Genomic DNA, 20,382 nt, shown 5'->3' on the forward strand with positions numbered 1-20,382 from the left:
AGACCACCTAGCGTGGTGCTGTGCCCGAGCCCCCAGAAGCCCTTGACGCCCCGCCCCCGCCCCCCGGGCCCCCCGGGCCCCCCGGCGGCGCCGAGGCCCCCGGCGCCGCCGGAACCGCCGGGACCCCGTCGGACCCGGGAACCGCGCCCGCGGCACGACGGCCCGTCACCGCCCGGGCCACCCTGGCCGGCGCCGTCGTATCGCTCGTGCTCATCGCGGCGATCGTGCTGGGCAGCCGGCTGCTGCGCGACTTCGACTCGGCCCTGCTGCCGTACGCCGTCGCCACCGTCTTCCTGGCTTTCGGCGTGGCCTACCGGTACACGGTCTGGGTCTCCGCGCCCGGCGCCCGCCGCCTGCTCAGACAGGGCTTCGGCAGCTTCTTCTCGGCCGAGAACTTCAAGAGGGCGCCCACCGCACTGCCGAGGATGATCGCCACCTACCTCGGCTTCCAGAAGTTCCTCGGCGCCCGCTCCCACGCCCGCTGGGCCGCCCACCAGCTCATCTTCTGGGGCTGCATCCTGGCCGCGCTCATCACCTTCCCGCTGACCTGGGGCTGGTTCACCTTCACCTCCGGCAGCGGCTCCGGCCCCGGCTACGAGATGCGGATCTGGGGCTTCAAGGTCCTCGGCTTCGACTCGCTGAGCTTCTTCGGCTGGCTGATGTTCCACGGGTTGGACGTCGCCGCCGTACTGGTCATCCCCGGGGCCTCGTACTTCCTGTGGCGCCGGATGAAGGACCGCGGCGCCATCACCGGCCAGCGCTTCGCCTACGACCTGCTGCCGCTGATCTGCCTGATCGTGATCTCCGTGACCGGGCTCCTGCTGACCTTCTCGTCGATCTTCCTGCACGGCGGCGGCTACGAGTTCCTCGCGATCCTGCACATGGTGTCGGTGGTGTTCACCCTCATCTACATCCCGTTCGGCAAGTTCTTCCACATCGTCCAGCGCCCGGCCGCCGTCGGCATGCAGCTCTTCAAGTACACGGCCCGCCAGGACGATCAGGTCTTCGCCTGCAAGCGCTGCGAGGAGCCCATCGACACCGCCCCGTACGTGGAGAACCTGCGCGGCACGATGAAGGACCTGAAGCTCGACTTCGACGCCTGGGCCGAATACTGCCCGCGCTGCAAGCGGGTGTTGCGCGGCAACGCCTACCTGACCCACGTCAAGAGGGGCTTCAAGTGACCGAGGCCGACCCCGTCGAGGCCGCGTCCCGACCCGTGCCCGTCTCCATCGACCCGTCCATCGCCCCGCCCGGCACCCGCAACTTCCGCGACGCGGGCGGCATCCCCGCCGACCGGTGGCACGCCGACCAGAACGGCGAGACCCTCGTCCCCACCCACTGCTGCTTCTGCGGCGTGCAGTGCGGGATGTACCTGCGCGTGGACAAGCGCGGCAAGGTCTTCGGCGTGGAGCCCCGCAACCACGACATCAACCGGATGCGGCTGTGCCCCAAGGGCATCAACGCCTACCAGCAGGTCAACCACCCCGACCGGCTGACGGCCCCGCTGATGCGCCGCTCCCGGGACGAGGAGTTCCGGGAGGTCTCCTGGGACGAGGCCCTCGACTTCACCGTCTCCGAGGTCCGCCGCATCCAGCAGGCCTACGGCAACGACGCCTTCGGGCTGCTCGGCGGCGCCAGCCTGTTCACCGAGAAGACGTACCTGGTCGGCAAGTTCGCCCGGGTCGCCCTGAAGACCAAGCACGTCGACTACAACGGCCGCCTGTGCATGGTCAGCGCCGCCGGAGCCAACAAGCTCGCCTTCGGCATCGACCGGGCCGGCAACCCCTTCTCCGACATCCTCCTCTCCGACTGCCTGCTCATCGCCGGGTCGAACGTGGGGGAGTGCTTCCCCGTGATGACCCAGTACCTGTGGGGCGCCCGGGACCGCGGCGCCTCGCTGATCGTCGTCGACCCGCGTGAGACGGCCATCGCCCGCACCGCCGACATCCACGTCGCCCTCAAACCCGGCACCGACTCCGCCTTCTTCAACGCCCTCCTGCACGTGATCGTCGCCGAGGGCCTCACCGACGAGGCCTACCTCGCCGCCCACACCACCGGCTGGGAGCAGGTCAAGCAGACCGTCGCCGACTACCCGCCCGCCCGTTCCGCCGAGATCTGCGGGATCCCGGCCGAACAGATCGTCCAGGTCGCCCGGGTCTTCGCCGCGGCAGGCAAGGCCATGGCCTGGCACGCCCGCGGCATCGAGCACCACTCCCAGGGCGTCGAGAACTGCCTCTCCGTGATCAACCTGTGCGTCGCCACCGGCAACATCGGCAAGCCCGGCGCCGGCTACGGCACCATCACGGGCCAGGGCAACGGTCAGGGCGGCCGCGAACACGGCCAGAAGTCCGACCTCCTCCCCGGCGGCCGCTCGATCACCAACCCGGAGCACCGGGCCCAGATCTGCCGGATCTGGGGCATCGAGGAGTCCGAACTCCCCGGCGCCGGTACCTCCATGATGGAGATGGTCTGGCAGATGCAGCGGAAGGAGATCCGCGGCCTCATCGGCATCTGCAACAACCCCTTCGTCTCGCTGCCCCATTACGCGGTGGTCAAGGACGGCTACGACACCGCCGAGTTCCACGCCCAGTTCGACTTCTTCCTCTCCGAGACCGCGGCCAACGCCCACGTCGTCTTCCCCGTCACCACCTGGGCCGAGGACGAAGGCGTCATGGCCAACGCCGAGGCCCGGGTGGTCAAGCACAACAAGGCCCAGGAACCCCCCGCCGGAGTGCGCACCGACACCTGGGTCATCTGCGAGCTCGCCAGGCGCCTCGGCGCCGGGCACCACTTCGACTTCCCCGGCTCCCGCGAGGTCTTCGAGGAACTGCGCGTCGCCTCGGCCGGCACGGTCAACGACTACTACGGCATCACCTACGAGCGGCTGGAGGAGACCGGCGGGATCGCCTGGCCCTGCCCCTCCACCGAGCACCCGGGCACCCCCCGGCTGTTCGAGAACGGCCGGACCTACCACCCCGACGGCAAGATCCACATGCAGGTCGTCGAATGGCATCCGCCCATGGACGCCTACACCGAGGAGTTCCCCCTCTCCCTCACCACCGGCCGCACCGTCGCGCACTTCCTCTCCGGCAACCAGACCCGCCGGCTGGGGGCCCTCGTCGAACAGACCCCGCGTCCCTGGGTCGAGGTCCACCCCTCGCACGGCTTCCGCAACGGCGATCCGGTCCGGGTGGTCACCCGCCGCGGCACCGCGGTCTTCCCGGCCCTGGTCACCGAGGCCATCCGCCCCGACACCGTCTTCGTCCCGTACCACTGGCCCGTCCCGGCGGCCGCGAACGTCCTCACCATCGATGCCCTCGACCCCCGCTCGAAGATCCCCGAGTACAAGGTCTGCGCCGCCCGGATCGAGGCCGCCGAGCGGATCGACGAGGTTCCCGCGCCGCCCACCGCCCCCGGCCACGAGGCCTATCCGGAGACCCAGGTCTCGCGCACGGACCCCCTGCCGCCCACGGCCCCGCAGGGCCGCGGGACGGCGGAGAGGAGCTGACCCGCCATGATGGGCCGCACGATCTTCATCGACCCCGGTCGCTGCATCGGCTGTCAGGCCTGCGTCTCCGCCTGCCGCGAATGCGACTCCCATCGCGGCAAGTCGATGATCCACCTGGACTACACCGAACCCGGCATGTCCGTCGCCTCCCTTCCGACCGTCTGCATGCACTGCGAGGACCCGGTCGCGCCCTGCGCCGAGGTCTGCCCCGCCGACGCGATCCTGGTGACCGCCGACGGTGTGGTCCAGCAGGCCGACACCACCCGCTGCATCGGCTGCGCCAACTGCGTCAACGCCTGCCCCTTCGGCGTCCCGAAGATCGACCTCGAGGCGAAGCTGCAGATGAAGTGCAACCTCTGCTACGACCGCACCGCCTACGGACTGGCCCCCATGTGCGCCACCGTCTGCCCGACGGGCGCCCTCTTCTACGGAACCCTCGAAGAGCTCCAGGCCGAGCGCCCCGGAGTCCAGGTCGCCGACTCCTTCGCCTTCGGCGACGTGATGGTCGGCACCGGCGTGGCGATGGTCGTCCCCGCCGACAAGGTCCAGTGGCCCGTCCCGGGCGGACTGCCCATCGTCGAAGTGAACGGAGTCGACGTCCGATGAGCGTCACCGAACAGCCCCCTCCGCCCCCGGCCACGGGCCCCGACGGCGACGCCGCCGCCGAGCAGCTCCGCGACCGGATCAGTGCCGACTCCCTCACCACCCGCCGCGACTACCTGCGGATCGTCGCCACCGTCTCCGGCGGCCTGGCCGTCGGCGGCGTCGGCGTCGCCGCCGGCATCCTGCACCGGCACGGCGACAGTGACACCCTGCCCCCGCCCAAGAAGGTCACCGGCCGACTGGCGCCGGGACAGTCCGTGGCCTTCCGCTACCCCGGCGACGAGGACCAGGCCCTCGCCGTACGGCTGTCCGACGGCACCCTCGTCGGCTACTCGGCCGTCTGCACCCACCTGGCCTGCGCCGTGCTCTGGCGCGAGGACCGGGGCGTCGACGGGGAGTTGTACTGCCCTTGCCACGAGGGCGTCTTCGACGTCCGCACCGGCGAAGTGACCGCGGGCCCACCACCTCGCCCCCTCCCCGTGGTCTTCCTGACCGAGCAGGCCGACGGCAGTGTCTGGGCCATCGCCACCGCCCGGTCGGGAGAGTCGGCCAAGGAAGCCCTGTGCCGGCAGTTCGGCGATTCGCACCCCGAGCCGGCCGGCCGACTGGGCTGCCCGGGAGCCGATCGCGCCAGGTCGAACGAGAGCGGGCGGACGTGAGCGACGCGCAACTGCCACCGCGCCCCGACTACCACCCCGGGAGCGTCCAGCCCCGGCTGAACCGGCCGGTGCGCGAGCGGTATCCGCAGATCCGCTCCACCAGCGGCTACGGCGACCCGCGGATCCGGCACACGGGCCCCGGACCGGGAGCCGGCACCGAACAGGAGCCGGAGCGGTCCTCGAAGCTCAACGCCCGTCTGCTCCTGGCCCTCACGGTCGTCATCGGGCAGCTCTGGGCGCTGACCGTGACCGTCAACGAGTGGATGAAGGGCAACACCGGCACAGCCTGGTGGGGGGCGGGATTCCTGATCCTGTCCTTCCTCGTCGTGATCGGGCTGTGGCTCCTCGACCCGAAGGACCGGTGACCGCGTCCATACGCGCGAGCAGCGCTTCCCCGGTGCGTTCGCACCGGGCGGAGACCTACGGGCCCGAGGCCGCCATCGGCGACCGGCGGCCCGAGGACGACGGTTTCGGCTTCCCCAAGTCCCGGCTGTTCTGGCTGACGGCCATTCCCGGGATCACCGGCGGCACCGGCCGGATCCTGTACACCTTCATCGGGCCGGTCTTCGGCGAGCGGAGGTTCACCGCCGCCGGCACGCTCGTCCTCGCCGTGCCGGTGCCGGTGCCGGTGCCGGTGCCGTGGCCGGGCTTCGCGCTCCAGGACACCGGCACCCCGTGCGGGGAACCGCCGCTGATCGCCGCGGTCTGCGGCATCGGAGGCGCGAACCCCGCCTCCTCGCCCCGCCCGGCGGCGTGCTGGTGGCTCCACGCCCGCAAGGGCGCCGAGGCTCCCGGCTGAGCGGGGCCGGAGGCGGGAACCCGCGCGGGGGCGGCCGTACCCTGGAGGCATGAGCACCGCCCCCGCCTCCGACCCGCAGCCCTCGCAGCCCGTGCCCGAGGCCGACAAGCCCCGGCCGAAGCCCAGGCTGGTCTTCGACGACCCGCTGGACCGGCAGTCGTCGGACGACACCGACCGGGGCTGGGGCGAGCGGCCGCCCGCCGGCGGAAGCGCGGCCGACCTGGCCCGCTTCCTCGACGAGAAGCCCCCGCACCACATCTGACCGGCCGAGGCGGCGGGAGCGGCTAGAACACGTCGCGCGAACCGGCGGGACCGGCCCCGCCACCGTTGGCGCGCTGCGCGACGAGCGTGTCCCGGATCTCCTTGAGGACCTCCAGCTCGGTGATCTCCATGGTCTCCTGGACGCCCTCCCGGGCCCTGCGGCGCGCCTCCTGCTTGGCGAGGTACTTCGCCATCGGCAGCACCATCAGGAAGTAGACGACCGCGGCGGTGATCACGAAGGTCAGCGTGGCGTTGAGCACGGAGCCCCAGAGGATCTCGACCCCCGTCGGCTGGCCGTCCGCGCCGATCACGCAAGGGTTCTTGATGCACGTCTTGTAGCCGTCCAGGCTCTGCGTGCCGATCGCGCCCACCACGGGGCTGATGATCCCCTTGACCACCGAGTTCACGATGTTCGTGAACGCGGCACCGATGACCACGGCCACCGCCAGGTCGACCACGTTGCCGCGCATCAGGAAGGCCTTGAAGCCCGCCAGGACGCTCTCCTTCTTCTTCTCGCTCACCACTGAGCCTTTCTTCGCATGTGCCGAACACGGAGCCAACGGTTCCGAAAGCTACGGCAGTTTGGGCACGGTGTGCCCAACCGGCCCCCACCTCGAGGTGACTTGACTGCCCGTGTGTGCGAATCAGCACAACGTCACCGCCAGTCGGGCCGACGTGCCCGCTCCCACGAGAGCGCGTGCGGTGTCCCGGGGCACGGACAGGACCACCAGCGCCCCACCGTCCCCGACACCCTGGTCGGGATCGGGAACTTCGGCAACCCGGGCCCCTTCGGCCACCACCCTGGGCGGTCCGGCGCGCTCCGCAGCCACCACGTCGACGCGGACCCCGGGCCGCAGCAGCCGCACCGTCGCGGCGTCCGCGATGCGCACGGGGGCCGACACCATCCGCGCCGCCGCGGGCTGCTGCACCGCTCCCGGGGAGGCCCGGACCGCCGCGGGCGCAGGGCCACGGAAGGCCTGAGCCTCCGTCCCGCCCACGGCCAGCGCCGCCGCCGCGACCGCCAGCCCGGCCGAGACGGCCCGGCGCCGGCGCCGCAGGGCCCTGCGCAGCCGGTCCCCGCCCCGCCCGACCCGCAGCGGCGGAAACGGGGGGACGGGTCGCGCGGACGGACACGCGGACGAGCGCACGGAAGGGAAGACCGAAGAGGCCGCCGAAGGAGATGCCGAAGGAGATGCCGAAGACGGCGTGGACGTACGGGACATGAGGGCCACCACCAGACGGAGTGAGTCGCTGCGCCCGGACCCTTCGCCCGGACACACCTCACGATCCGGCTTCCCGCCGGATCCCGCTCCGCCCTGTGGACGATCCCCACGTTGTGGACAACGGCGTCACCCGCGAGGGTTCAGACGCCCGCCCGGATCCGCTCCGGCGCGGCCACCGCTCCCGCCGCCCCGAGCACGCGGCCCCGGGGGTTCCGTTCAGGCGAGGTCCAGGCCGAGGGCCGTGAGCAGCCGGTCGGCGACGTCCTCCGCGAAGGCCTCGGAGCCGGTGAGGGCGGCCCGGATTCCCGCCGGATCGGCGGTCAGCCCGGCGGCCGCCGTCCAGTCGAGCGCGCCCTCCAGGGCGGACTGGACGGGGAACCGGTCCAGCGGTATCCCGTACTCCTGTGCCGTGTCCCGGTTCAGCAGGGCCTTCCAGTGGCCGCCGGCGAAGGTGGCGGCCTCGATGAGACCGACGTCGCTGTCGAGGTAGGCGACCGTGATCACCGGCGCCCCGGTCCGTCGCGACAGTGCCGCGGCCCCGCCGGCCGGCTGATCGGCGAAGTGCAACACCGCCCAGCCGTCGCCCAGTTCCGCGGCCTCCCCACCGCCCCCGGCATCACCGCCCCGGGCCCTCCCGAACCCGGCCCCGGCCGCGAACTCCCTGAGCTCCTCCACCGTGGCACGGGCCACGGCCGTCCCCCCTGAATTCCCCATGCGCGCAGGCTAGGCGCAGGTACTGACACAGCCCTCCGGCTAAGGCAGCTCGATGCCCAGGTCCCAGCCGTCGTGTGCGTGGGTGCACAGGCAGGCGCGGGACTCGGTCGCCGGCAGGGCCGCCACCGCGTCGAAGAGCACCTCGCGCAGGCGGCCGACGTTCTCGCCGAAGACCTTCAGGACCTCGGTGTGCGACACGCCTTCGCCGGTTTCGGCGCCCGCGTCCAGGTCCGTGACCAGCGCCATCGAGGTGTAGCAGAGCCCCAGCTCGCGCGCGAGGACCGCCTCGGGGTGCCCCGTCATGCCGACCACCGACCAGCCCGCCGCCGCGTGCCAGCGCGACTCGGCGCGCGTGGAGAAGCGCGGCCCCTCGACGACGACCATGGTGCCGCCGTCCACCGGCTCCCAGTTCCGCCCCCGGGCCGCCGCCAGCGCCACCTCGCGGCCCACCGGGCAGTACGGGTCCGCGAAGGTGGTGTGCACGACGTTGGGGACGCTGCCGTCGGGCAGCGGCTCCCCGTCGAAGAAGGTCTGCGCCCGGGACTTCGTACGGTCGACCAGCTGGTCGGGCACGAGCAGGGTGCCCGGTCCGTACTCGGCGCGCAGGCCGCCGACCGCGCACGGGCCGAGTATCTGGCGGACGCCGACGGAACGCAGGGCCCACAGGTTGGCCCGATAGTTGATCTTGTGCGGCGGGACGGTGTGGGTGCGCCCGTGCCGCGGCAGGAAGGCCACCTGGCGGCCGGCCAGCTCACCCACGTACAGGGAGTCGCTCGGCGGGCCGTACGGGGTCTCCACCTGGATTTCGGAGACGTCCTCCAGGAAGGAGTAGAAGCCCGAGCCGCCAATGACACCGATCTCTGCGTTCACCATGCGGCCCACCCTAACCGGGCACGCCGAAGGCCCCGCTGCCGGTCAGGGCGGGCGGGGCCTCGGGAAGAAGCGGTCAGGCGGCCGAGGTGGAGCTGCTGCCCGTGCTCGACGACGTCGAGGAGGACGCGGCGGCGGGGGCGGCGGCAGCCGTCGTCGTGGACGACGAGGCGGGCTTCGAGGCGGGCGTGCTGCTCGACGAGGCGCCACGGCTGTCGTTCCGGTAGAAACCGGAGCCCTTGAAGACGATGCCGACCGCGGAGAACACCTTCTTCAGGCGTCCGTCACAGCTCGGGCACACGGTCAGCGCGTCATCGGTGAACTTCTGCACGGCCTCAAGGCCCTCACCGCACTCGGTGCACTGGTACTGGTAGGTCGGCACGAATTTCCTCCTGGCACTCTGACTCAATGAGTGCTAACGACGCTCCATGGTGACGTATTCCGGTCGATCAGTCCACCGTCACCGGCACGCGGTGACCCATCCCACGCTCGTTCACCCGGTTCCGGGCGGCCGGCGAGGCGGTCCGCGCGGCGGTGCCCGGCGCCTCGGCGGGGGCGGCGGATGCGGGGGCGGCGGCTGCGGGGGCGGCGGCTGCGGGGGCGGCGGCTGCCGTAGCGGCAGCGTCGGCGTCAGCGGCCGGTGCGGAGGCGTTCACGACCCGGCTCGGAGCCTTCGGCGCCAGCTTCGCGCGCAGCGCCAGCAGGGTGGCCAGGGCGAGCGCGGTGGCACCCATGGGCACCAGGAAGCCGTACGAGGAACCGTGCGCGTCCGTCAGGCGGCCGGCCAGGGTGACCGCGATGGCCTGCCCGAAGGCGATGGAACCGGTCAGCCAGGTGAACGCCTCGGTCCGGGCGTTGGCCGGGACCAGCTGCTCGACCATCGTGTAGCCGGTGATCAGGGCGGGGGCGATGAACAGGCCGACGACCAGGCCGAGCGCGCCCAGCAGGATCATCGAGTGGGCGGCCCACAGCACGGACGCGGCGGCGGTGAGGCCGATGTAGCCGAGGATCAGACGGCGGCGCGGGCCGATCTTCCAGGCGACGGCGCCCATGGCGATGCCGGCGGTCATGTTGCCGGCCGCGAAGACGCCGTAGAGCAGGCCGTTGGCGCCCGGGTTGCCGATCTCGTTGGAGAAGGCGGCCAGCGAGACCTGCATGCCGCCGAAGACGGCGCCGATCCCGAGGAAGGCGAAGATCAGGACGCGCAGGCCCGGGAAGGACAGCGCGAAGGCGCGCTTCTCACCGGTGACCGACGGGGCGTGCGGCTTGGGCTGGGTGGCCCGCCGGGCCGCGAAGAGCAGACCGCCGAAGAGCGTCAGCGTGGCCTCGGTGACCAGGCCGGCGGCCGGGTGGACGCCGGTGCACAGCGCGGTCGCGAGGACGGGGCCGACGACGAAGGTGAACTCGTCGGTGACGGACTCGAAGGCGGCGGCCGTCGGCAGCAGGGGCGAGCCTCCCCCAGAGCCTTCGGCCTGGGAGGCATCCCCACCGAGCTTGGCGGCCCAGCGGGCCCGGACCATCGGTCCGACCTGCGGCACCGAGGCACCGGCGGGTACGGCGGCGAGCGCCAGGGCCCAGACCGGCGCGCCCAGCAGGGCGAGCGCCGCCAGGCCGCTGACGGAGGCGGCGTGCGTGAGGACGACCGGGATCAGGACGGCGCTCTGGCCGAAGCGGTCGGTGAAGATGCCCATCAGCGGGGCGGACAGCGCCATCGAGATGCCGGTGACGGCCGCGACGATGCCGGCGCTGCCGTAGGAGCCGGTGGTGTGCTGGATGAGCAGCAGGATGCCGATGGTCAGCATGCCGAAGGGGAGCCGGGCGGCGAAGCCGGGGAGTACGAAGCCGAGGGCGCCGGGTGTGCGCAGGAGCTGCCCGTAGCCGGGGCGGGCGGACGTGTCGGTCGTGACCGCGGATGTCACGGCCTTGCCTTTCCGCTGCCTGGTAGAGCTCCCCGTCTGCGGACGGTGCTTCGCCTTGTGAGCGGCCGCACCCGTACATGTGGGAGCCCCGAGAGCTGTCCTCTTGCGCAGAACCGAGTGATACCTGGGCGCCCACTGCGGGAGGGTGCCACGGCCGCTTTGCGGTCGCGCCAGCTCTGCGTCAGGCAGAGTTGGTTCGATCTGTTGTGCCTTCATCGTACAGGGGGGCGTGGTACCACGCCCTGTGATTACGGTGACAACGTGTGTCTTCACCTGCGATTAATGGAAGCTTCACAGGCGAGGCGTCATGAATGAGGGGCAAACCCGGTCGAAGCCCACCGTAAGCGGCCGAATTAGAACGCCGCTCTAAATCGTTTTCTCCGCCGGACCCCGTCAGGTCCGGGACCGCGGAGACCCGTTCCCGCCGGTCCCCAGCCACCCGGCCAGCTTTCCGCCCCGGGCCACCGCCCGCAGCCGCGCCTCGGCCGCGTCCCGTACCGGATCCGTGGCCACCACCAGCAGCTCGTCGCCGCGCCGCAGCACCGTCGACGGCATCGGTACGAAGCTCTTCGAGTCCCGGACCACCAGCGTGACCGAGGCGCCTGGCGGCAGTCGCAGCTCGCTGACCTCGACGCCGTGCATGCGCGAGGCCGGGGGGATCGCGAAGGAGAGGAGGTGCCCGCGCAGCTTCTCCAGCGGCGCCGACTCGATGCCGAGGTCGGAGGCGGTCTCCTCCGACTCCCCGAGCCTGAGTTTGCGCGCCAGCCAGGGCAGCGTCGGCCCCTGTACCAGGGTGTAGACGACGACGAGCACGAAGACGATGTTGAAGACGCGGTCGCTGCCCTCGATCCCGGACACCATCGGGATGGTCGCCAGGATGATGGGCACGGCGCCGCGCAGGCCCGCCCACGACATCAGGACCTGCTCCCGCCACGGAATGCGGAAGGGCAGCAGACTGACGAAGACCTCCAGCGGCCGCGCCAGCATCGTGAGGACCAGCCCGATGACCACCGCGGGCCAGAAGTCGTGCACCAGCTCGTGCGGGGTGACCAGCAGGCCGAGCAGGACGAACATGCCGATCTGGGCGATCCAGCCGAGGCCGTCCGCGAACCCCCGGGTGGCCGGCCAGTGCGGGAGTTTCGCGTTCCCGAGCACCATCGCCGCCAGGTACACGGCGAGGAAGCCGGAGCCGTGCGCCAGCGCACCGGCCGCGTACGCGGTCACGGCGATCGCCATCACGGCGATGGGGTAGAGGCCGGAGGCGGGCAGTGCCACGTGCCGCAGGCCGTACGCGCCGAGGAAGCCGACGGTCAGGCCGATCGCGACGCCGATCGCCAGCTCAAGGGCGATCTTGCCGAGGAGGACGTACCACTCGTCCGCCGGTCCGACGGACGCGAAGGCCACGACGAGGATGACGACGGGTGCGTCGTTGAAGCCGGACTCCGCTTCCAGCACACCCGTGATCCGGGAGGGGAGCGGGACCTTGCGCAGGACGGAGAAGACGGCCGCCGCGTCGGTCGAGGAGACGACCGCGCCGATCAGCAGGGCCTGCCGCCATTCCAGGCCGACGAGGTAGTGCGCCCCCGCGGCCGTGACGCCGACACTGACCGCGACGCCCACCAGCGACAGTACGATCGCGGCCGGCAGGGCCGGTTTGATCTCTTTCCACTTGGTGCCCAGACCACCCTCGGCGAGGATCACGACGAGTGCGGCATAACCGATGACCTGTGTCAGCTCCGCGTTGTCGAATACGACGTTGCCGATGCCGTCCTGGCCTATCGCGATGCCTATGCCGAGGTAGATGAGCAGGCTGGGCAGGCCGCTGCGTGAAGAGATGCGTACCGCCGCGACCGCGACGAGCAGCACGAGCGAGCAGACCAGCAGAAGCTCATTGAGCGTGTGGACAGTCAGCGGGCGGTCCTTTCCTCAAGCGCGCGGGCGGGGCGTCCACCGGGCGGCATATGCGGCAAGTACTTCGTTACCTTACCTAATATTTGACGGAGTCTTTACGTGATAACCACATTGTGAAACGTGTGTTCGCCCCTGTCCTCGGATGCCGGTCCACGTCCCGCCGAATCCCGCTCTCCACCCTGGCGGATCAACGAGTACGGTCCTGCGCCTATGGTTGCTCCCAGCACTCCCAGGACCACCCTGCCCCTCTAAGGACAGCGATGCCCGCCAACGAAACCGCTCCTCCCGTCAAGAAGAAGGGACGACGCGCCCGTCTGATCGTGCTCGTCCTGGTCCTGGCTCTCTTCGCGGGCCTCGGCTACGGGGCGTACTGGGGCGTCGACAGCGTGCGCGCCTCGTTCCCCCAGACCACCGGCTCCCTCAAGGTGCCGGGCCTCACCGGGACCGTCGAGGTCAAACGCGACGCCCACGGAATTCCCCAGCTCTACGCCGACAACGACGACGACCTCTTCCGCGCGCAGGGCTTCGTGCACGCGCAGGACCGGTTCTGGGAGATGGACGTACGCCGTCACATGACGTCGGGGCGACTCTCGGAGATGTTCGGCTCCGGCCAGGTCGAGACCGACGCCTTCCTGCGCACGCTGGGCTGGCGCCAGGTCGCCCAGACCGAGTACGACAAGAAGCTCTCGGACGACACCAAGAAGAACCTCCAGGCCTACGCCGACGGGGTCAACGCGTACCTGAAGGGGAAGTCCGGCAAGGACCTCTCCGTCGAGCACGCCGCCCTGGCGCTCAGCGACGACTACCGGCCCGAGCAGTGGTCGCCGGTGGACTCGGTGGCCTGGCTCAAGGCGATGGCGTGGGACCTGCGCGGCAACATGCAGGACGAGATCGACCGCGCGCTGATGTCGAGCAAGCTCTCGCAGGCGCAGATCGACGAGCTCTACCCGCCGTACCCCTTCGACCGGAACAAGCCGATCGTCGAGGGCGGCAAGGTCGAGGGCGGCAAGTACGCACCCCAGGGCTCCGGCGGTGCCGGCGGCTCCGGCGGCTCCGGTTCGACGGGCGGCGGCGCCACCGCCATGGGCTCCCGGACCTCCACGGGAACCGGCACCGGCACCGCGTCCGGCCTCACCGACAACGCCACCGCCCAGGGCGCGACCGTGGGCCTGCGCACCCAGCTGACCTCCCTCGCCAAGACCCTGGACGAGATCCCCGCGATCCTCGGCCCCAACGGCAGCGGCATCGGATCGAACTCCTGGGTGATCTCCGGCCGCTACACGACGACCGGCAAGCCGCTGCTCGCGAACGACCCGCACCTGTCCCCGCAGCTGCCCTCGGTCTGGTACCAGATGGGCCTGCACTGCCGCACGGCCTCGCCCCAGTGCCAGTACGACGTGGCCGGCTACACCTTCTCCGGCATGCCCGGCGTGGTCATAGGCCACAACGCCGAGATCGCCTGGGGCATGACGAATCTCGGCGCGGACGTCACCGACCTCTACCTGGAGCAGGTCAAGCCCGAGGGCTACGTCTACGACAACAGGGTCGTCCCCTTCGAGACCCGCGAAGAGGTCATCAAGGTCGCGGGCGGCGCCAGCAAGAAGATGACCGTCCGCACCACGAACAACGGCCCGCTCGTCTCCGACCGCAGCGACGACCTCGCCACGGTCGGCGCCCGCGCCCCGGTCACCAGCTCGGCCCCCGACCGCGGCAACGGCTACGCCGTCGCCCTGCGCTGGACCGCCCTGGACCCGGGCAAGTCGATGGACGCGGTCTTCAAGCTGAACAAGGCCAAGGACTTCAAGTCCTTCCGGGAGGCGGCCGCGGACTTCGAGGTCCCCTCCCAGAACCTGATCTACGCCGACGGCAAGGGCAACATCGGCTACCAGGCCCCCGGCCGGATCCCGGTCCGGAGCCAGGGCGACGGCCGCATGCCGGCCCCCGGCTGGGACTCCAAGTACGCCTGGAAGGGCGGCAAGGACGGCAACGCCGGCTACATCCCGCAGAACGAGATGCCCTGGGACTTCAACCCGTCCCGCGGCTACATCGTCACCGCCAACCAGGCGGTCGTGGAGTCCGGAACCGGGGCGGGCAAGTACCCGTACATGCTGACCACCGACTGGGGCTACGGCGCCCGCAGCCAGCGGATCAACGACCTCATCGAGGCGAAGATCAAGGACAGCGGCAAGATCTCGACCGACGACATGCGCGCCATGCAGATGGACAACAGCAGCGAGATCGCCGCGCTGCTGACCCCGATGCTGTCCAAGATCGAGGTCTCCGACCCGGACGTGCGCTCCGCGCAGAAGCTCCTGGAGGGCTGGAACTACACCCAGGAGAACGACTCGGCGGCCGCCGCCTACTTCAACGCGGTCTGGCGCAACATCCTCAAGCTGGCCTTCGGCGACAAGATGCCCAAGGAGCTGCGGATCGAGGGCAGCTGCATGAACGTCCGCGCCGACAGCAGGGGACCGGCCGACGAGCTCGCCGAGGTGGTCCGCGAATGCGGCACCCGCGGCCCCGACTCGGCGCAGCCGGACGGCGGCGACCGCTGGTTCGAGGTGGTCCGCCGGCTGGTCAAGGACGAGAAGTCGCCGTGGTGGTCCTCGCCCAAGAAGGGCTTCACCCAGCCGGCCACCGCCACCCGTGACGAGCTGTTCGCCCGGGCCATGCACGACGCCCGGTGGGAGCTGACCGCCAAGCTCGGCAAGGACCAGTCCACCTGGAGCTGGGGCCGGCTGCACCAGCTGACCCTGAAGAACCAGACCATCGGCACCGAGGGCCCCGGCTTCATGCAGTGGCTCCTCAACCGCGGCCCGTGGAACCTGGGCGGCGGCGAGGCCACCGTCAACGCGACCGGCTGGAACGCCTCCAGCGGCTACGGGGTCACCTGGGTGCCGTCGATGCGGATGGTCGTCAACCTCAACGACCTCGACAAGTCCCGCTGGATCAACCTGACGGGCGCCTCGGGTCACGCGTACAACGGCACCTACACGGACCAGACGACGATGTGGGCCAAGGGCGAACTGCTCGACTGGCCCTTCGGCAAGGACGCGGTCGACAAGGCCACGGTCGACACCCTCACGCTGAAGCCGTGAAACGGACCACCCCCGACGGGGTGGCCACCGCCTGAACGGGGTGGTCGTGCGGTTCCTCCGGGACCCGCGCGACCACCTCGTCGTCGTAGAGGAGCACGACCAGCGCGGGATCCGCCCCGGCGCGCTCCAGCCGCTCCAGGACCCGGTCGTACGAGCCCCCGCCGCGGCCCAGGCGCATCCCGCGCGCGTCCACCGCGAGACCGGGCAGCAGTACGGCCCCGGCCGCCGTCACCGCGTCCGGCCCGAGCGCCGGTCCGGTCGGCTCCAGCAGCCGCATCTTCCCCGGGTGCGCGGTCTCGGCGAGGCTGCCCGGACCCTCGTACGCCGCCCAGTCGAGGTCGTTGTCGGGCAGCAGCAGGGGGAGCAGCACCCGCTTGCCGGCCGCGCGCAGGGCGTCGAGCAGGGCGCGGGTGCCGGGCTCCGTGCCGACGGAGACGTACGCCGCGACCGTGCGGGCGTGGAGCAGTTCGGGCAGTTCCAGTGCCGTGGCGGCGAGTGCGGTGGCCGCCGTACGGCAGGTTTCGGGGGACAAGGCGCGGCGGGCGGCGAGGAGTTCTCGGCGCAGCTCCGCCTTGGCTGAGGTGGGGTGCGGGTTCTCTGTCACAGGGGATTCAAATCTCGTCATGAAATCGGCACATAAGTGGACCTACCTGCTGGGATCTGGGCTTGCGTTCGGTGGGACCCACTATCGTTCGGGGCATGACTATGTTGCACCCCGTGATCAAGAAGGCCGTGATTCCGGCTGCGGGCCTCGGCACTCGCTTCCTTCCGGCGACCAAGGCGACCCCGAAGGAAATGCTCCCCGTTGTGGACAAGCCGGCCATCCAGTACGTGGTCGAGGAGGCCGTGGCGGCCGGGCTCGACGACATACTGATGATCACTGGGCGTAACAAGCGTGCGCTGGAAGACCACTTCGACCGGAACTACGAGCTGGAGTCGGCCCTCATCGCCAAGGGCGACGACGACCGGCTGAAGAAGGTCCAGGAATCCAGCGACCTGGCCACCATGCACTACGTCCGCCAGGGCGACCCGCGCGGCCTCGGCCACGCCGTGCTGTGCGCCGAGCCGCACGTCGGCCGCGAGCCCTTCGCCGTCCTGCTCGGCGACGACCTGATCGACCCGCGCGACCCGCTGCTGCGTCAGATGTCGGACATCTACGCCCGCACCGGCGGCACCGTCATCGCCCTCATGGAGGTGGACCCGGCCAGCGTCCACCTCTACGGCTGCGCCGCCGTCGAGGCCACGGACGAGGAGGACGTGGTCCGGATCACCGGCCTCGTCGAGAAGCCGGAGCCCGAGGACGCCCCCAGCAACTACGCGGTCATCGGACGTTACGTCCTCAACCCCGCGATCTTCGACATACTGCGGGAGACCGAGCCGGGCCGCGGTGGGGAGATCCAGCTCACCGACGCCCTGCAGAAGCTGGCCGCCGACGAGACCGTCGGCGGTCCGGTGCACGGCGTGGTCTTCCGGGGCCGCCGCTACGACACCGGCGACCGCGGCGACTACCTGCGGGCCATCGTCCGCCTCGCGTGTGAGCGCGAGGACCTGGGCCCGGAGTTCCGCACCTGGCTTCACCGTTACGTCACGGAGGAGATGTAGCACCTTGACCAGTTCCGCACCGCAGGACACCGGCCACCGTCTGTGGTCCGTGGACGAGCACCTCGCGGACGTCCTCGCCACCGTCCGGCCGCTGGAGCCCATCGAGCTCCAGCTGCTGGACGCCCAGGGTTGTGTCCTGGTCGAGGACGTCACCGTGCCCGTCGCCCTCCCGCCCTTCGACAACAGCTCCATGGACGGCTACGCCGTCCGTACGGCCGACGTCCAGGGTGCGAGCGAGGAGTTCCCCGCGGTGCTGACGGTCATCGGGGACGTCGCGGCGGGCAGCGGAGAGCTGCCCACCGTGGGCCCCGGCGAGGCCGCCCGCATCATGACCGGCGCCCCGCTGCCGCCGGGCGCCGAAGCCGTCGTACCGGTCGAGTGGACCGACGGCGGCACGGGCGGCGGCGCGGCCTCGGGGATGACCCCGGCCAGCTCCGCCCCCGAGGGCGCGGGCGGCGAGGTGCGGGTGCACCGTGCCGCCCAGGCGCGGGCGCACGTCCGCTCGCGGGGCAGCGACGTACAGGCCGGGGACCTGGCCCTGGCCGCCGGGACGGTCCTCGGGCCGCCGCAGATCGCCCTGCTGGCCGCCATCGGACGCGCCGCCGTACGGGTGCGGCCGCGCCCGCGCGTGGTCGTGCTGTCCACCGGCAGCGAGCTGGTCCAGCCGGGCGAACCGCTGACCGGCGGGACGATCTACGACTCCAACAGCTTCGCGCTGGCCGCGGCCGCCCGGGACGCCGGGGCCATCGCCTACCGGGTCGGCGCCGTCGCGGACGACGCCGACACCCTGCGTGCCACGATCGAGGACCAGCTGATCCGCGCCGATCTGCTGGTCACCACCGGCGGCGTCAGCGTCGGCGCGTACGACGTGGTCAAGGAGGCGCTGACCTCGGTGTCCGCGGGCGACGCGGCCTCCGGTGACATCGACGGCGGCGGGATCGACTTCCGCAAGCTCGCCATGCAGCCCGGCAAGCCCCAGGGCTTCGGCACCATCGGCCCGGACCACACCCCGCTGCTGGCACTGCCCGGCAACCCGGTGTCCTCGTACGTCTCCTTCGAGCTGTTCGTGCGGCCCGCGATCCGCGCCCTCATGGGCCTGCCGGAGTCCGAGGTGGGCCGGCCGACCGTACGGGCGGTGCTCAAGGCGGACAAGGCGCTCGGCTCCCCGGCCGGCCGCCGCCAGTTCCTGCGCGGCGCGTACGACGCGGAGAGCGGCACGGTCAGCCCGGTGGGCGGATCGGGCTCCCATCTGATCGCCGCGCTGGCCCACGCGGACTCGCTGATGGTCGTACCGGAGGACGTCACCTCGGTGGAGCCCGGGAGCGAGCTGGAAGTGGTCCTGCTCGGCTGAGGACCGGCGGGTGCGGGTAGCGTGTTGCACCACACAGGCCCCTCGGGGGCCCGGACGGAAGCGACGCGCAGAGTATGAGTACGCAGAGCAGGCTGACCCACATCGACGAGGCCGGCGCGGCCCGGATGGTCGACGTCTCGGAGAAGGACGTCACCACCCGGACGGCCCGCGCCAGCGGCCGCGTACTCGTCTCCCCCCGGGTGATCGAGCTGCTGCGCGGCGAGGGCGTTCCCAAGGGCGATGCCCTCGCCACCGCGCGGATCGCCGGGATCATGGGCGCGAAGAAGACCCCCGATCTGATCCCGCTCTGCCACCCGCTGGCGGTGTCGGGCGTGAAGGTCGACCTGTCGGTCGCCGACGACGCCGTCGAGATCCTCGCCACGGTCAGGACGACCGACCGGACGGGCGTCGAGATGGAGGCGCTGACCGCCGTCGCGGTCGCCGGGCTCACCGTGATCGACATGGTGAAGGCCGTCGACAAGGGCGCGGTCATCACGGACGTCCGGGTGGAGGAGAAGACCGGCGGCAAGTCCGGCGACTGGACGCGCTCGTGAACGCCCCGCGCGGCGGCGAGGTGCACAGCCACGTCCCTCCGGAGACCCCGGGCTCCCCGGCCTCCGCGAGTTCCCCGGCCTCCCCGGCCCCCGCGCCGCGCGGCCTGGTGGTGACGGCCTCGAACCGGGCCTCGCAGGGCGTGTACGCGGACAAGGGCGGCCCGCTGCTGGCCGAGGCGCTGGAGAAGCTCGGGTTCGCCGTGGACGGCCCCCGGGTCGTCCCCGACGGGGATCCCGTCGGCCAGGCGCTGCGCGAGGGCGTGGCCGCCGGGTACGACGTCATCCTGACCACGGGCGGGACCGGCATCTCACCGACCGACCGGACCCCGGAGGCCACCGCGCGGGTGCTGGACTACGAGATCCCGGGCATCCCGCAGGCCATTCGCGCCGAGGGCCTCGCGAAGGTGCCGACCGCGGCCCTGTCCCGGGGGCTGGCGGGCGTGGCCGGACGCACGCTGATCGTCAACCTGCCGGGTTCGACGGGCGGGGTGCGCGACGGCCTGGCCGTCCTGTCCCGCCTCCTGCCGCACGCCGTGGACCAGATCCGCGGGGGCGACCACCCCAGACCGGCGGACGCCTCCGGGAGCGCGAGCTGAACGGCCCCTCCTGGCCGGCCGTCCTGACGGACGGCGACGTCACGCTCCGGCCGATAAAGCTGCGGGACCAAAAGGCCTGGCGTGAGGCCAACCGGCGCAACCGCGACTGGCTCCGGCCGTGGGAGGCGACGATTCCGCCGCCCGCCCCGTGGGGGCCGGTGATCCAGCGGCCGACGTACCGCCAGATGGTCCGCCACCTGCGGGCGGAGGCGAACGCGGGCCGGATGCTGCCCTTCGTCATCGAGTACCGCGGCCGCCTCGTCGGACAGCTGACGGTCGCCGGGATCACCTGGGGCTCGATGTGTGCGGGCCACATCGGCTACTGGGTGGACCGCGACGTGGCGGGCCGCGGCGTGATGCCGACGGCGGTCGCGCTCGCGATCGACCACTGCTTCGGGAAGGTCGGGCTGCACCGGATCGAGGTCTGCATCCGCCCGGAGAACACACCGAGCCGACGGGTCGTGGAAAAGCTCGGCCTGCGCGAGGAGGGCCTGCGCCCCCGCTACCTGCACATCGACGGGGCCTGGCGCGACCACCTCGTCTACGCGGTCACGGTGGAGGAGGTGCCGGACGGTCTGCTGCGCCGCTGGCACCGGACCCGGCAGTCGCAGAAATGACGGTGCCCGCGAAACCGCGGGCATGGCGAATATGTGTTCGAATTCGTGCGCACACGGAACCGATTCGCCCATAACCTGATCCGAAGAATCACAAAAA

Annotated in this window: 21 protein-coding genes; 13 read left to right on the forward strand and 8 right to left on the reverse strand. The window is 71.5% G+C overall.

Going from position 1 to position 20,382, the window contains the following annotated elements; all coding sequences use genetic code 11:
* Positions 1–20 precede the first annotated feature (20 nt).
* From ACFCZ1_RS11795 to ACFCZ1_RS11825, 7 genes are read left to right on the forward strand one after another with little or no spacing between them, the layout of a single operon-like run.
* A complete protein-coding gene (locus ACFCZ1_RS11795) occupies positions 21–1,181 on the forward strand; it encodes an MFS transporter (protein ID WP_376678217.1) in 1,161 nt (386 codons plus the stop codon).
* On the forward strand, positions 1,178–3,508 hold the full coding sequence (locus ACFCZ1_RS11800) for a molybdopterin oxidoreductase family protein (protein WP_376678218.1): 2,331 nt from the start codon (positions 1,178–1,180) through the stop codon (positions 3,506–3,508). The genes ACFCZ1_RS11795 and ACFCZ1_RS11800 overlap by 4 nt, the downstream gene beginning before the upstream one ends.
* A 6-nt stretch (positions 3,509–3,514) precedes the next feature.
* Positions 3,515–4,114 (forward strand): 4Fe-4S dicluster domain-containing protein, encoded by a 600-nt coding sequence (locus ACFCZ1_RS11805; protein WP_376678219.1) that lies wholly within the window; start codon positions 3,515–3,517, stop codon positions 4,112–4,114.
* A complete protein-coding gene (locus ACFCZ1_RS11810; RefSeq protein ID WP_376678220.1) occupies positions 4,111–4,770 on the forward strand; it encodes a ubiquinol-cytochrome c reductase iron-sulfur subunit in 660 nt (219 codons plus the stop codon). Before ACFCZ1_RS11805 ends, ACFCZ1_RS11810 begins: the two co-directional genes overlap by 4 nt.
* Complete coding sequence (locus ACFCZ1_RS11815) at positions 4,767–5,135, forward strand: hypothetical protein (RefSeq protein ID WP_376678221.1); 369 nt, start codon at positions 4,767–4,769, stop codon at positions 5,133–5,135. The genes ACFCZ1_RS11810 and ACFCZ1_RS11815 overlap by 4 nt, the downstream gene beginning before the upstream one ends.
* Positions 5,132–5,569: a hypothetical protein gene (locus tag ACFCZ1_RS11820; RefSeq protein WP_376678222.1), complete on the forward strand. Its 438-nt coding sequence runs from the start codon at positions 5,132–5,134 to the stop codon at positions 5,567–5,569. Before ACFCZ1_RS11815 ends, ACFCZ1_RS11820 begins: the two co-directional genes overlap by 4 nt.
* Before the next feature lie 49 nt (positions 5,570–5,618).
* Positions 5,619–5,831 carry a hypothetical protein gene (locus ACFCZ1_RS11825; protein WP_376678223.1) on the forward strand — a complete coding sequence of 71 codons (213 nt, stop codon included), beginning with the start codon at positions 5,619–5,621 and terminating at the stop codon, positions 5,829–5,831.
* 22 nt (positions 5,832–5,853) lie between these two features.
* On the opposite strand, the gene mscL is transcribed toward ACFCZ1_RS11825, so the two are convergent.
* The 7 genes from mscL to ACFCZ1_RS11860 all read right to left on the reverse strand — a co-directional run bounded on the left by mscL (position 5,854) and on the right by ACFCZ1_RS11860 (position 12,422).
* Positions 5,854–6,354, reverse strand: a complete 501-nt coding sequence (gene mscL, locus ACFCZ1_RS11830; RefSeq protein WP_376678224.1) for a large conductance mechanosensitive channel protein MscL — start codon at positions 6,352–6,354, stop codon at positions 5,854–5,856.
* A 120-nt stretch (positions 6,355–6,474) separates the two neighbouring features.
* Complete coding sequence (locus ACFCZ1_RS11835; protein WP_376678225.1) at positions 6,475–7,053, reverse strand: hypothetical protein; 579 nt, start codon at positions 7,051–7,053, stop codon at positions 6,475–6,477.
* A gap of 216 nt (positions 7,054–7,269) precedes the next feature.
* Positions 7,270–7,767 carry a hypothetical protein gene (locus ACFCZ1_RS11840; RefSeq protein ID WP_376678226.1) on the reverse strand — a complete coding sequence of 166 codons (498 nt, stop codon included), beginning with the start codon at positions 7,765–7,767 and terminating at the stop codon, positions 7,270–7,272.
* A gap of 39 nt (positions 7,768–7,806) precedes the next feature.
* Positions 7,807–8,640, reverse strand: a complete 834-nt coding sequence (locus tag ACFCZ1_RS11845) for an S-methyl-5'-thioadenosine phosphorylase (protein WP_376678227.1) — start codon at positions 8,638–8,640, stop codon at positions 7,807–7,809.
* Between the two features lie 73 nt (positions 8,641–8,713).
* On the reverse strand, positions 8,714–9,019 hold the full coding sequence (locus ACFCZ1_RS11850; RefSeq protein WP_328926118.1) for an FmdB family zinc ribbon protein: 306 nt from the start codon (positions 9,017–9,019) through the stop codon (positions 8,714–8,716).
* 67 nt (positions 9,020–9,086) lie between these two features.
* A complete protein-coding gene (locus tag ACFCZ1_RS11855; RefSeq protein ID WP_376678228.1) occupies positions 9,087–10,556 on the reverse strand; it encodes an MFS transporter in 1,470 nt (489 codons plus the stop codon).
* A 393-nt stretch (positions 10,557–10,949) separates the two neighbouring features.
* Positions 10,950–12,422: a potassium/proton antiporter gene (locus tag ACFCZ1_RS11860; RefSeq protein WP_376678229.1), complete on the reverse strand. Its 1,473-nt coding sequence runs from the start codon at positions 12,420–12,422 to the stop codon at positions 10,950–10,952.
* A 305-nt stretch (positions 12,423–12,727) separates the two neighbouring features.
* On the opposite strand from ACFCZ1_RS11860, the gene ACFCZ1_RS11865 reads away from it, so the two are divergent.
* Entirely contained in the window at positions 12,728–15,565 is a 2,838-nt protein-coding gene (locus tag ACFCZ1_RS11865) for a penicillin acylase family protein (RefSeq protein ID WP_376678230.1), read from the forward strand.
* Here the strand turns inward: ACFCZ1_RS11865 and ACFCZ1_RS11870 are convergent.
* Positions 15,549–16,190: a 5-formyltetrahydrofolate cyclo-ligase gene (locus tag ACFCZ1_RS11870; protein WP_376678231.1), complete on the reverse strand. Its 642-nt coding sequence runs from the start codon at positions 16,188–16,190 to the stop codon at positions 15,549–15,551. The genes ACFCZ1_RS11865 and ACFCZ1_RS11870 overlap by 17 nt on opposite strands.
* Before the next feature lie 74 nt (positions 16,191–16,264).
* Between ACFCZ1_RS11870 and galU the strand changes: the two genes are divergently transcribed.
* The 5 genes from galU to ACFCZ1_RS11895 all read left to right on the forward strand — a co-directional run bounded on the left by galU (position 16,265) and on the right by ACFCZ1_RS11895 (position 20,285).
* A complete protein-coding gene (galU, locus tag ACFCZ1_RS11875) occupies positions 16,265–17,167 on the forward strand; it encodes a UTP--glucose-1-phosphate uridylyltransferase GalU (protein ID WP_376678232.1) in 903 nt (300 codons plus the stop codon).
* 4 nt (positions 17,168–17,171) lie between these two features.
* On the forward strand, positions 17,172–18,518 hold the full coding sequence (gene glp / locus ACFCZ1_RS11880; protein ID WP_376678233.1) for a gephyrin-like molybdotransferase Glp: 1,347 nt from the start codon (positions 17,172–17,174) through the stop codon (positions 18,516–18,518).
* A 74-nt stretch (positions 18,519–18,592) separates the two neighbouring features.
* Complete coding sequence (moaC, locus tag ACFCZ1_RS11885; RefSeq protein ID WP_376678234.1) at positions 18,593–19,072, forward strand: cyclic pyranopterin monophosphate synthase MoaC; 480 nt, start codon at positions 18,593–18,595, stop codon at positions 19,070–19,072.
* Between the two features lie 104 nt (positions 19,073–19,176).
* Positions 19,177–19,668, forward strand: a complete 492-nt coding sequence (locus ACFCZ1_RS11890) for a molybdenum cofactor biosynthesis protein B (RefSeq protein ID WP_376678259.1) — start codon at positions 19,177–19,179, stop codon at positions 19,666–19,668.
* Positions 19,665–20,285, forward strand: a complete 621-nt coding sequence (locus ACFCZ1_RS11895) for a GNAT family N-acetyltransferase (RefSeq protein WP_376678260.1) — start codon at positions 19,665–19,667, stop codon at positions 20,283–20,285. Before ACFCZ1_RS11890 ends, ACFCZ1_RS11895 begins: the two co-directional genes overlap by 4 nt.
* Positions 20,286–20,382: the final 97 nt, after the last annotated feature.

This window comes from Streptomyces sp. NPDC056224 (assembly GCF_042267665.1).
GTDB lineage: Bacteria > Actinomycetota > Actinomycetes > Streptomycetales > Streptomycetaceae > Streptomyces.

What these genes read in the sequence shown, in the direction of transcription:
- ACFCZ1_RS11805 (WP_376678219.1), top strand. Translation starts at nt 3,515, where the DNA reads ATGATGGGCCGCACGATCTTCATCGACCCCGGTCGCTGCATCGGCTGT.
- ACFCZ1_RS11845 (WP_376678227.1), bottom strand. Translation starts at nt 8,640, where the DNA reads ATGGTGAACGCAGAGATCGGTGTCATTGGCGGCTCGGGCTTCTACTCC.
- ACFCZ1_RS11810 (WP_376678220.1), top strand. Translation starts at nt 4,111, where the DNA reads ATGAGCGTCACCGAACAGCCCCCTCCGCCCCCGGCCACGGGCCCCGAC.
- moaC (WP_376678234.1), top strand. Translation starts at nt 18,593, where the DNA reads ATGAGTACGCAGAGCAGGCTGACCCACATCGACGAGGCCGGCGCGGCC.
- ACFCZ1_RS11840 (WP_376678226.1), bottom strand. Translation starts at nt 7,767, where the DNA reads ATGGGGAATTCAGGGGGGACGGCCGTGGCCCGTGCCACGGTGGAGGAG.
- ACFCZ1_RS11870 (WP_376678231.1), bottom strand. Translation starts at nt 16,190, where the DNA reads ATGACGAGATTTGAATCCCCTGTGACAGAGAACCCGCACCCCACCTCA.
- ACFCZ1_RS11835 (WP_376678225.1), bottom strand. Translation starts at nt 7,053, where the DNA reads ATGTCCCGTACGTCCACGCCGTCTTCGGCATCTCCTTCGGCATCTCCT.
- ACFCZ1_RS11865 (WP_376678230.1), top strand. Translation starts at nt 12,728, where the DNA reads ATGCCCGCCAACGAAACCGCTCCTCCCGTCAAGAAGAAGGGACGACGC.
- galU (WP_376678232.1), top strand. Translation starts at nt 16,265, where the DNA reads ATGACTATGTTGCACCCCGTGATCAAGAAGGCCGTGATTCCGGCTGCG.
- ACFCZ1_RS11825 (WP_376678223.1), top strand. Translation starts at nt 5,619, where the DNA reads ATGAGCACCGCCCCCGCCTCCGACCCGCAGCCCTCGCAGCCCGTGCCC.